12 protein-coding genes and 1 pseudogene are annotated in these 10,786 nt (G+C 39.7%); 1 reads left to right on the top strand and 12 read right to left on the bottom strand.

The window, feature by feature from the left end; translation table 11 throughout:
* The first annotated feature begins 202 nt into the window (after positions 1-202).
* Positions 203-1,054 carry a MurR/RpiR family transcriptional regulator gene (locus HT722_RS08710; protein ID WP_173278672.1) on the top strand — a complete coding sequence of 284 codons (852 nt, stop codon included), beginning with the start codon at positions 203-205 and terminating at the stop codon, positions 1,052-1,054.
* 109 nt (positions 1,055-1,163) lie between these two features.
* Here HT722_RS08710 and HT722_RS08715 read toward each other — a convergent pair whose 3' ends face one another.
* The 12 genes and pseudogenes from HT722_RS08715 to HT722_RS08765 all read right to left on the bottom strand — a co-directional run.
* Positions 1,164-2,060 carry an ROK family protein gene (locus tag HT722_RS08715; RefSeq protein ID WP_173278673.1) on the bottom strand — a complete coding sequence of 299 codons (897 nt, stop codon included), beginning with the start codon at positions 2,058-2,060 and terminating at the stop codon, positions 1,164-1,166.
* 17 nt (positions 2,061-2,077) lie between these two features.
* Positions 2,078-2,995 carry a dihydrodipicolinate synthase family protein gene (locus HT722_RS08720; protein ID WP_001281493.1) on the bottom strand — a complete coding sequence of 306 codons (918 nt, stop codon included), beginning with the start codon at positions 2,993-2,995 and terminating at the stop codon, positions 2,078-2,080.
* A gap of 173 nt (positions 2,996-3,168) precedes the next feature.
* Positions 3,169-3,813 carry a YesL family protein gene (locus HT722_RS08725; protein WP_173278674.1) on the bottom strand — a complete coding sequence of 215 codons (645 nt, stop codon included), beginning with the start codon at positions 3,811-3,813 and terminating at the stop codon, positions 3,169-3,171.
* 82 nt (positions 3,814-3,895) lie between these two features.
* A complete protein-coding gene (locus HT722_RS10595; protein ID WP_025172482.1) occupies positions 3,896-4,090 on the bottom strand; it encodes a hypothetical protein in 195 nt (64 codons plus the stop codon).
* Positions 4,091-4,123: 33 nt separating this feature from the next.
* Positions 4,124-4,288 (bottom strand): hypothetical protein, encoded by a 165-nt coding sequence (locus tag HT722_RS08730; protein ID WP_173278671.1) that lies wholly within the window; start codon positions 4,286-4,288, stop codon positions 4,124-4,126.
* An 84-nt stretch (positions 4,289-4,372) separates the two neighbouring features.
* Positions 4,373-4,825, bottom strand: coding sequence for a YhcH/YjgK/YiaL family protein (locus tag HT722_RS08735; protein ID WP_173278675.1), 453 nt, complete (start codon positions 4,823-4,825; stop codon positions 4,373-4,375).
* A gap of 229 nt (positions 4,826-5,054) precedes the next feature.
* Complete coding sequence (locus tag HT722_RS08740; protein WP_001192006.1) at positions 5,055-5,894, bottom strand: carbohydrate ABC transporter permease; 840 nt, start codon at positions 5,892-5,894, stop codon at positions 5,055-5,057.
* A gap of 15 nt (positions 5,895-5,909) precedes the next feature.
* Positions 5,910-6,776 carry a sugar ABC transporter permease gene (locus HT722_RS08745; protein WP_162278974.1) on the bottom strand — a complete coding sequence of 289 codons (867 nt, stop codon included), beginning with the start codon at positions 6,774-6,776 and terminating at the stop codon, positions 5,910-5,912.
* Positions 6,777-7,028: 252 nt separating this feature from the next.
* Positions 7,029-8,357, bottom strand: coding sequence for an ABC transporter substrate-binding protein (locus HT722_RS08750; RefSeq protein WP_173278676.1), 1,329 nt, complete (start codon positions 8,355-8,357; stop codon positions 7,029-7,031).
* 113 nt (positions 8,358-8,470) lie between these two features.
* Positions 8,471-9,169 carry an N-acetylmannosamine-6-phosphate 2-epimerase gene (locus tag HT722_RS08755; RefSeq protein ID WP_001135655.1) on the bottom strand — a complete coding sequence of 233 codons (699 nt, stop codon included), beginning with the start codon at positions 9,167-9,169 and terminating at the stop codon, positions 8,471-8,473.
* A gap of 179 nt (positions 9,170-9,348) precedes the next feature.
* Positions 9,349-10,452 (bottom strand): Gfo/Idh/MocA family oxidoreductase, encoded by a 1,104-nt coding sequence (locus HT722_RS08760; RefSeq protein WP_173278677.1) that lies wholly within the window; start codon positions 10,450-10,452, stop codon positions 9,349-9,351.
* Positions 10,453-10,663: 211 nt separating this feature from the next.
* Positions 10,664-10,786, bottom strand: a pseudogene (locus HT722_RS08765) (NADPH-dependent 7-cyano-7-deazaguanine reductase QueF); the annotation flags it as partial.

Consider the following 10,786-nt stretch of genomic DNA (forward strand, 5'->3'; position numbering starts at 1 on the left):
TATCTGAACTTTATCTTCATAACTCAATTTCATAATAAAACACCCCAAAAGTTAGATTTTTTCTGTCTAACTTTTGGGGTGCAGTTCATTTACAGTAAGATGCGTTTTTATTTATTCATCCCTATATTATATGTTATAATGAATGTAAAAGTTCAATAATCTAGTCTTTTTCCAACACGACTCATTTAAAGGAGCCTTCCCTATGGACAAACCAGATATCACAACTGTCATTGATTCACATTTTGAAGAAATGACAGACCTAGAGCAAGAAATCGCTCGCTATTTTTTGCAAACTGAAACGATTACAGATGATTTATCTTCTCAACAAGTCACCCAAAAATTACATATTTCTCAAGCTGCTTTGACCCGCTTTGCTAAAAAGTGTGGCTTTACTGGCTACCGAGAATTTATTTTCCAATACCAACATGAAGCAGAAAATCAAGCCAACCAAGTCTCCAAGCACAGTCCACTGACCAAACGAGTCCTCAGAAGTTATAGCAATATGAGGGAACAAACACAAGACTTGATTGACGAAATCCAACTAGAACGAATTGCCCAGCTAATCGAAGATGCTGAGCGTATCTACTTCTTCGGAACAGGGAGTTCTGGCCTCGTCGCCCGTGAAATGAAATTACGTTTTATGCGTCTGGGTGTGGTCTGCGAGGCCTTGACCGATCAAGACGGCTTTGCCTGGACAACCAGCATCATGGATGAAAATTGTCTCGTACTTGGTTTCTCACTTTCTGGCACAACTCCCTCTATTTTAGACAGTTTATTAGACGCTAAGGAGATGGGGGCAAAGACTGTACTCTTTACAAGTGTTCCCAATAAAGATAGTCAGGCCTACACAGAGACTGTTCTTGTAGCCACCCACAGCCAGTCTTCCTATATCCAACGAATATCCGCTCAACTTCCTATGCTCTTCTTTATCGATTTGATTTATGCCTACTTTTTGGAAATCAATCGCGAAAGCAAGGAAAAAATCTTTAATAGCTACTGGGAAAATAAGAAACTCAACGGCTATCGTAGACAAAAACGTGTCAGAAAATCCTAGTTTGGCTCAGCCAAACTAGGATTGTTTTGTCTTGATACTCTTCGAAAATCAAATTCAAACCACGTCAACGTCGCCTTGCCGTACTCAAGTACAGCCTGCGGCTAGTTTCCTAGTTTGCTCTTTGATTTTCATTGAGTATAAAATGATAATAAGCTCCCAACATCCCTGCTGTATTTTGATGATGAGCGAATTCTAATCGTGTTTTTTCAGCTAGGCTTGGTACCAAAGCCTCTTTCAAGGCTGTGCGGATTTTGGGCTTGAGGATTGCCTCTTGTCCCATGATACCGCCACCGAGAATGACTACTTCTGGATTGGCCACATAGCAAATATTTGCCAGACCTTTTCCTAGATAGTCTACCATACGGTCAATACCTTCCATGCAGAGTTTATTGCCCTCAGTGGCTTCCTTGAAAATGCGTCGGCCATTCCACTGGTCAACACCTTCTCCATGGGCTTCAGCTACATATTTCACTAAAGCTGTTGTAGAAGCCAAATCTTGGAACGCTCCATCCTGCATATGCATATAGCCAACTTCACAGGCTGAATTGCTAAATCCATGGAAGACTTTCCCATCCATAATCAAACAACCACCGATACCTGTTCCAATGGTTAAGCAAAGGGTCACACTTGCTCCCTTGCCTGAACCAGATACTGCCTCAGCCAGACCTGCACAGTTGACATCATTTTCAATCTCACAAGGAATAGCAAAGCTAGTCTCGATTTCCTTTTTGAACTGAGTTCCTGCATAATTTGGAATCTGAGGTCCAGCGTAGAAAATTTCCCCCTTATCAGGGTCCACCATTCCTGCAGAAGAAATGGCAACACCTGCTACTGGACCTTTTTCTAAATAGCTGGCTACAATATCTTTGGTTTTTTGTAAGATATGAGGTCCACCCTTATGCGCCTCAGTTGGCATTTCATGCGATTCAACAAATTGATCTTCTTGGTCGATCAAACCATATTTGATGTTGGTTCCACCGATATCAATTGCAACGTAGTGTGTCATAAATACCTCCTTATGGATTAGAGGAAGCGCTCCTTGGTTTCACGAATCAAGGCTGCAGCTGCTTCTACAACTGGACGATCGTCTTCAGTCACTGGTGTCAATGGTGAACGAACAGAACCAATGTTCAAACCTTCATTGATCTTCAAGACTTCCTTAATGACACCGTACATATTTCCATGTGCAGCAGTGAGTTTACCAATGATAGCGTTGATAGCATACTGCAACTCACGCGCTGTTTCCAAGTCTTTATCCGCAATCAACTGATTGAGTTTCAAGAAGAGTTCTGGCATAGCACCATATGTACCACCGATACCAGCTTTGGCACCCATGAGGCGACCACCTAGGAACTGTTCATCTGGACCGTTAAAGACGATATGGTCTTCCCCACCAAGGCTCACAAAGGTTTGGATATCTTGAACTGGCATAGAAGAGTTCTTAACACCGATAACACGTGGATTTTTCAACATTTCTGTGTAAAGACTTGGAGTCAAAGCAACCCCTGCCAATTGAGGAATGTTGTAGATGACATAGTCTGTATTTGGAGCTGCAGAACTAATATCGTTCCAGTATTTGGCAACTGAGTATTCTGGCAAGCGGAAGTAAATTGGTGGAATTGTTGCAATGGCATCTACTCCCAAGCTTTCAGCGTGGCGAGCTAGTTCCATACTATCTTTAGTATTATTGCAAGCAACATGGGCAATAATAGTCAATTTACCTTTGGCAACTGCCATGACTTCTTCCAAGATTAACTTGCGGTCTTCAACGCTTTGGTAAATACATTCACCAGAAGAACCATTGACGTAAAGACCTTGAACACCTTTATCAATGAAGTATTGAACTAAGGCACGCGTACGCTCTGGACTTACTTCTCCTTGATCATCATAACATGCGTAGAAGGCTGGAATGACACCTTCGTATTTTTTCAAATCTGACATAGATTTTCTCCTATTATTTTTATTTTCTGCTAAAGCAGATTCTTTCTTTACTTCTTTAGTATACACTTTACCGAAAAGGCTTTCAATATCTTATAGACACTTAGATTTTAGTTTCTCGCTTATAGAATAGCGCCTGGAGCGTTTGAAAGTAGTTTCAGAAATAATTGCAACCCTTACTCATACTTAGCAAATAGCTTTTCCATCACTCCTACTTGTAAAAAAGCAAGGAGTCCAAAACCAAAGAGAATAAAAGCTGATCCTCCCAATAGAAGGGTAAAGGCTGATAGATATAGAATCATCACAATGAGGACAAGAATGGCTAACATGAGGAAGAACCAAGGAAAGTTAAAACTTGCCAAGATAAGCCCTTTTTGTAACACTTCTTTCCAAGATAGGTCATAACGTGCCGCGATAGGGTAACTAGCCAACATCACAATAGTGAGGAAAATCAGAATACCTAGACAAATAGCTTTCACCAATTGGAAGGGCAGAGCTGTTTGACCCCAGAAAAGATAGAGATCTGAAAGGATTAGAAATACAATTCCTAATTCTAACATCCCCAACTGAAAACCTAGTTTCAGATTTTGCCTGAAAACTCTTAGATAGGTTCTAAAAACTGGAACACGTCTGCTCTTCTTAACTTCGAACATGGTCTCGTAGAGGCTGATTTTAGCCACTCCAATCGTTACGATTGGCAAACAAGTTACTACAAAGAGAAGATTGACTGTTACAATATCTAAAACCTTCTCACTAATTCGCATGAGAAAATTATCTGTATCAAATGCAGCCTTGATGAGACTTCTTCCTTTTTGTGACATGTTTGCTCCTCCATCATTTTTCTTTGTAAACTGTTTTCTTTTTTATCAGTAAAGCTTTCATAAGTCCCTACCATGAACAAAGCTATTTTTTCTTTTTTCTTTTGGACTTTTTTCTATTTTTATCTATGGACATATAATCTATATATATCCCGGACAGCGAAGCAATTAAAATAGTACTCCAAGTATGCTCATTAAATCCATCTAGCCCTCCACGGACTATCATTGCAAGCACTGTCCAAACTAACATATTCAATAAAAAAATACAAAGTGCTTTCAATAAAAAAATACAAAGTGCTTTCATTCTCTCGTTTTAAAAGTTTATACAACCATATACATCAACTAGATTCACAGCTATTTGTAAAATCCTTCCATAAATCTTGATCAGTAATCCTACTCTTGCTGCCGCAGCCATAAAGACTTTGCTGAACTTCAATCCTGCCATACCCATAGCATTTCTGAATAAAGATACTGACAATAAGACCTCATTTCTCTACCTCACAAAGATAAATTTCATGGTAGAACATAATCAAAGCTTTACAAAAAACAGTTCATCCTATTTTTAATCAATCAAGATTTTAAAGAGATATTTGCGAACCTTCTCTTCCATACCTGCATAACCATTTGGTTGATGTGGCTCTCCTGGGAAGAAAATCGCAAAATTGTGATAACCCAACAAGAGTGGGTAGTGTTCATGACAATGAACAAAGCCAATGTCACTCGCTTCGTCGAATGCTACTGCCTCGTCTTTGATACGTGAACCGTAGCTCGAATATTCATGTCCTTCTACCAGCAAATGCAAATCTGCATAGTTCTTATGATACTCAAATTGATCATTTTCAGCTTGATTGAGGACATTTTCCTGAACAACTAGAAAGACCTTGTCACCATCAATCTCGTACTTACCTAGTTCAAATGAATCTTTACGATGTTGGTAGAGATAGTCGATAGCCTTATCTAAATTGGGATGAATTCCTTTGTAAAAGGCGATGTTTTTCAAATCGTCAAAAATCATACTCTTTCCTTCGTTTCTTATAGTTAACTAAAACCATTCTTAAGTTTATAAGTGTCTGACAAAATCTCTAAGGTAAGCAAACACCCAACATTTTGTAGACACTTATAACCTCTATATTCTCTTATACTCAATGAAAATTGAAGAACAAACTAGGAAAAGCTAACCGCAGGCAATACTTAAGTATAGCAAGGCTACGCTGACCTAGTTTGAATTCGATTTTCGCAGAGTATTATCCTTTGACCGCTCCCATAGTAATCCCCTGTGTGAAGGATTTTTGGAAGACTAGGAATACTGTTACGATTGGCACGGCTGCAAGAGCTGCACCCGCCATAATTAAACCATAGTTGGTTGCCATTTCAGCCTGCATGGTCGCAACCCCAAGTGAAATAGTCAAATTGTTACGTGAAGTCAACATTACCAACTGCATGAAGTAGTCATTCCAAGTATTGATGAAGGTAAAGATTGCAAGAGCCGCAAACCCTGGTTTTACAATTGGGAAGGCTACGCTCCAAAAAGTACGAATCTCACCACAACCATCGATTTTAGCTGATTCGAGCAACTCTGTAGGGATATTTTCACTGAATTGTTTCATGAGGAAGACCCCGAATGGCCATCCAATCAAAGGCAAAATAACTGCCCAAAGAGTGTCATGAATTCCCATGAAGTTGACGATACGTACCAATGGTACAAGGACAACTTGTTTTGGAAGCGCCATGGCAGCGATAAAGATAGCAAATAGAATGCGTTGACCATAGAAACGTTTTTTAGCCAATACATAACCTGCTAGAGATGAGGTTGCACAGACTAAGAACATGGTTACCAGCGAGATAAACACAGAGTTCCACATCCACTGCAAGGCAGGGTTCTGCACCATGAGTTGTTGGAAGTTTTCCATGGTTGGCATTTTAGGGAACCATTGTGGCGGAATCATAATGGTATCAGGTTGTGATTTGAATGCCCCTGTCAAAATCCAGTAGAATGGAAAGATGAACAGCACAGTCAACAAGAGCAAAATGATTGTTGAAATAACAGTAAAGGCTGTTAATGGTTTTTTTTCTGTAGATTGCATAGCTGTCTCCTTTCTTTAGTATTCTACGTCGTTTCCGAGCGCCTTAAATTGAACAAAACTTACGATCGCAATCATGACTGCCAAGAAGACACCAATGGTGTTTGCATAACCGTATTCTGTCAATTGGAAGGCTTTTTCGTACAGGTAGTACATCAAGGTACTTGTAGAGTAGTTTGGCCCACCAGATGTCAACAATTGAATCAAGGCGAAAACTTGGAAGGAGTTGATTGTCGTGATGATTGCGATATAAAGAGTTGTTGGAAGAAGGCTTGGCCATTTAATCTTCCAGAAAACTTGAAATTCAGTTGCACCATCAACACGAGCTGCTTCAACCAATGAATTGTCAATATTCCCCATAGCTGCGATGTAGAGGATAATCGGTTGACCAACAGACGTTGTCAAGAGGATAATCATAATCGCCAGCAATGCCCAGTGCTTGTCGCCCAGCCATGAAATATTTTGTGTAATGATATGACTAGATTTCAAAACAAAGTTTAAGATACCTGATAGCGGATCATAAATCCATTTCCAAACAACTGTTACGGCAACACTACCTGTTACAACTGGAAGGAAGAAGACAAAACGGTAAAAGGATCTAGCAATAGCATTTTGATGGTAGGTCTGTGACGCTACAAAGAGCGAGAAGAGAACAACAATCGGTACAGAGCCAACAACCAAAATAACTGTGTTAATCAGAGATTTTGTAAAGACAGGATCTTTAAACATACGGACATAGTTATCTAAGCCCACAAATTCAAAACTAGTCATAGAGTAGTTAAAGAAACTTGTGATGAAGCCCATAATCATTGGTACTAAAACAAAGATAATAAAGAAGAACAACACTGGTGCTAGGAAAGCATAGGAAATCACTGTTTCCCTCATACGGATTTTATTGACTTTCACAGTCGGCACCTCTCTTTCAAATAGAATAATTTTTTGACTTTCTTGAACTGTTTTAAAATCAAAATGAAATTTTTTATGATTCGCTTATGTAAGAACTTCATTTTAATTTCGTGACAGTTCCTTACATTTTAAACAAAAGCCCCCCTTTTCTTACACTATCTGTGTAGAGGGAAAAGGGGGTATACACTCTTAGATTCTTTAAAAAACTACTTTTTATAGAATGACTAAGGACTATTGTTTCATAGCTTTTTTGATTGTTTCGTTCGCTTTTTCAGTGAAGGCTTTCAAAGCGTCCGCTGGTTTTTCGTCACCATTTGATACAGATTGCAACATTGGGAACCAAAGTGTTCTCATTTCAGCAAATCCATCAATAGTGTTGTAGTATGGTGAGTAGTATTGAGTCCAGCCGCTGATTGTTTCCATGCGTTTGTCATCATAAAGTTTGCCAAATGAAGTACGGACTGGGAAGGCACCTGTACGAACAACGTCTTTTGGACCCCATTCTTTGTCATCCGCGATAAATTGAACGAATTTCTTAGATGCAGCGACTTTCTTGTCGTCTTTATTGTTGAATACTGCAAATCCGTTTACAAGATATTCAAGAGCTGGTTTACCTTCGTCTGATGGGAATGGTACTTCTACCACTTCTACCTTACTTGCTTCTAAAAGTTTAGCTTGGATACCATTTTGAGCTGGTGCCCAAAGGATTGTGTAAGATGTTTGACCGTTAGCAAAGTTTTGGATATCTGCCCCACCGTCAAATTGTGAACCATTATTGAGCAAATTGTCTTTAATCCAGCTAGTTGCTTTTTCAAGACCTTTGACGAATTTAGGATCATCAGTTGTATATTTGCTAACTTTTTCATCTGTTACAGAACCGCTATAAAGGTTAGAGATAAAGGCACGTGTTCCTTGGTCTCCCCCTTGACCAGAACTGAACAATGAACCTGGTGTGTAACCCTTGTCTTTGAGTGCTTTCAATACTTTTTCAAAATCATCAGTTGTCCAACCTTCTTTTACAAGGTTTGCCACTCCAGCATCTTCTAGCATTTTCTTGTTCATTGCCATGTAGAATGGGGCAGAACTAATTGGATACATATAAGCCTTGTCTCCAGCTTTACTTGCTTGTACGATGTTTTCATTGTTGACATCTTTAACAAATTCATCTGTGAAGAGGTCGTTCAACTCAGCCAATTTGCCGTTTTTACCGTATTGGATGATACGTCCTGGTGCATCAAAGAGTACGTCTGGAGCTGTTCCAGCTTCGATAGCTGTTGTGATTTTTTCAGGACCTGACTTGAAGTCGATGGTTTCCAATTTCACTTTTACATCTGGATTGGCTTTTTCAAACGCTTCGATGATTGATTTTTCATAAGTTCCAACACCGTCACCAGTTTTTTCTTGGGTAAATACTGGGAATGCCCACCAAGTGATTTCTGTTTTGGCACCGTCACCACCTGATTTGCCAGCATCTTTACTTCCGCCAGAATTGCCACAAGCAGCAAGACCAAGAACCGCAGCACTCGCAAGTACTGTACAAGCTAATTTTCTAAATTTCATTTGTATTCTCCTATGTAATAAGCGTATCCAACTTGGATAATGAGTTCTTTATTTCTTGTATGCGATTTCATTCCATCCTACTCATCCACCACTCTCCTCTTTTTCAGATTGTGTTATTTGAGACCAGCAACAAAGCGTTCTGTAATCTCTTTTGGTCTAGTAATAGCGCCACCAACAACGATGCCTCGCACTCCATATTCAAGGATTTGTTTGGCTTGTTCTGGTGTATGAATTTTCCCTTCTGCAATGACATCTACACCGGCATCGCAGAGTTTTTTGATGAGTTCAAAATCTGGACCGTCCACTTTTGGACTGTAAGATGTGTAGCCTGATAAGGTTGTTCCGACAAAGTCAATTCCTGCTTCTACAGCTGCCAATCCTTCCTCGAAAGTACTTGTATCAGCCATCAAGAGCTGGTTAGGATATTTCTCCTTAACCTGACGAATGAACTCTTGAATTTCCAAACCATCGTAGCGTTCACGCTTGGTACAATCCAGAGCAATCACCTCGATGTCCAGTTCTGCCAATTCATCAACTTCTTTCATGGTAGCCGTGATGAAGGGTTCTTGTGGCGGATAATCTCGTTTGATTATCCCAATAATCGGAAGTTTGGTGACTTCCTTGATTTCCTTGATATCGCGAACACTATTGGCTCGGATACCGACTGCTCCACCTTGCTCAGCCGCTTTGACCAGCAAGGGAATCACCCCTCCCGCTTCTGTATAAAGCGGTTCATGAGGAAGAGCCTGACAAGAAACGATGATTCCATCTTTGATTTGCTCAATCAAGGCTTCTTTGCTAATCTGTGGCATCCTCTTTCCTCCTTTTCCTTTTTCTTTGTTTCTATGAGATTATTATACCTTAAAAATAAAACGCTTTCAAGAGTTTGTAGTAGAATAGATTTCAGTTTCAAAAACTAGCCAAGTCAAACAGCTCCTCTAAAAGTACTTTCAGAGGAGCAAGTTGACCTATAATAGGAGAATACCAAAATTTAGTTTACAATTTCTGACAATTTTACTTTACGATCTTCAAACATAGATTGGGTACAAGCATCTGCAGTAGCAATTGCCTCGAGAGCAGCTTCACCTGTCAACAATTTTGCAAATTCTTCTGATACTGGAGCTCCTTGCATAATCTCATGCAGATAGCGCATTTCTTTATCAATCACAGATGATAGCCATAATGGAGTACGTTTACCTGGTTTACCATAAGCAATTGCTCCGTCCATTTCTGTACTATGATAGATACGAGTACGATCATCATCTTCTTCTTGCGATTCATGAATCAAGAAATAGCTTTCTTGCCCATCTAGCTTAAGAGTTCCTTTACAGTTGAATAAGTCTAAGCGGATGGCACCTTTCGTTCCTTGGATTAAGACATAATGTTCACCCCAACGATAAGCTGAACCCCATTCTAACAAAGCAAAACGCTTATTAGAAAATTCCATATTGACAAAAATCATATCATCTTCATCACCGAAATGTTTACCTTCATGGGCTACATTTCCACCTGTCATGGTTACAGTTTCAGGCATACCACCCATAAGGAATTGAACACAATCCAACTCATGGATGTGGTGATACAAGTGACCACCTGATTTTTCACGAATTTTTTTCCATGATACGGACGGTTGTTGTTCTTCCCAACCATTACGAGCAGTGTGACAATATAGAACGTCTCCGATGACTCCTTGATTAATGAGTTCTTTTGCATGATGAACACCATTAAAGAAATTCATAATATGTCCTGCCATAAAGGTTACATTGTTTTCTTTGCATGCATCTACCATCTCGCGACAATCTTGATAAGAAAGCGCAATTGGTTTTTCACAGAAAACATTTTTACCATATTGTGCAGCCTTAATAACCGGTTCCTTATGAAGATTATTTGGAGTTGCGACGATAACACAATCTACTTCATCGCTAGAAACCAACTCATCTAGGGAGCTTGCTACTTTTGCTCCCAATTCTTCTGCAATCGCCTCTGCATTATCTGGGTCATAGAGAAGAGTAATCTCTGCTCCATCATTCTTTTGCATATAACGAGCCAACTCAGCTCCAAAATATCCTGTTCCAACAACACCGTATTTAACCATGTTTTTTCTCCTTTATTATTGAATAAACTTTCTAATTTTAACTTATACTCTTCGAAAATCTCTTCAAACCGCGTCAACGTCGCTTCATCTACAGCCTCAAAAACGTGTTTTGAGCTGACTTCGTCAGTTTTATCTGCAACCTCAAAGCTGTACTTTGAGCAACCTGCGGCTAGTTTTCTAGTTTGCTCTTTGATTTTCATTGAGTATGAGTTTAACGATTGTCAATTTTCTCTGGATAAAGATCGTGTTGGAAGAGGCGTTGTTCTGCCAAGCCTTCATACTTAGTTCCTGGCTTACCGTAGTTGTAGTAGGGGTCAATTGAGATGCCACCGCG

Source organism: Streptococcus sp. 53, assembly GCF_013276565.1.
In the GTDB taxonomy this organism is placed as follows: domain Bacteria; phylum Bacillota; class Bacilli; order Lactobacillales; family Streptococcaceae; genus Streptococcus.

Excerpts from the sequence above, each read along its gene's own strand:
- HT722_RS08710 (WP_173278672.1), top strand. The coding sequence starts at position 203 with ATGGACAAACCAGATATCACAACTGTCATTGATTCACATTTTGAAGAA.
- HT722_RS08715 (WP_173278673.1), bottom strand. The coding sequence starts at position 2,060 with ATGACACACTACGTTGCAATTGATATCGGTGGAACCAACATCAAATAT.
- HT722_RS08720 (WP_001281493.1), bottom strand. The coding sequence starts at position 2,995 with ATGTCAGATTTGAAAAAATACGAAGGTGTCATTCCAGCCTTCTACGCA.
- HT722_RS08725 (WP_173278674.1), bottom strand. The coding sequence starts at position 3,813 with ATGTCACAAAAAGGAAGAAGTCTCATCAAGGCTGCATTTGATACAGAT.
- HT722_RS08735 (WP_173278675.1), bottom strand. The coding sequence starts at position 4,825 with ATGATTTTTGACGATTTGAAAAACATCGCCTTTTACAAAGGAATTCAT.
- HT722_RS08740 (WP_001192006.1), bottom strand. The coding sequence starts at position 5,894 with ATGCAATCTACAGAAAAAAAACCATTAACAGCCTTTACTGTTATTTCA.
- HT722_RS08745 (WP_162278974.1), bottom strand. The coding sequence starts at position 6,776 with ATGAGGGAAACAGTGATTTCCTATGCTTTCCTAGCACCAGTGTTGTTC.
- HT722_RS08750 (WP_173278676.1), bottom strand. The coding sequence starts at position 8,357 with ATGAAATTTAGAAAATTAGCTTGTACAGTACTTGCGAGTGCTGCGGTT.
- HT722_RS08755 (WP_001135655.1), bottom strand. The coding sequence starts at position 9,169 with ATGCCACAGATTAGCAAAGAAGCCTTGATTGAGCAAATCAAAGATGGA.
- HT722_RS08760 (WP_173278677.1), bottom strand. The coding sequence starts at position 10,452 with ATGGTTAAATACGGTGTTGTTGGAACAGGATATTTTGGAGCTGAGTTG.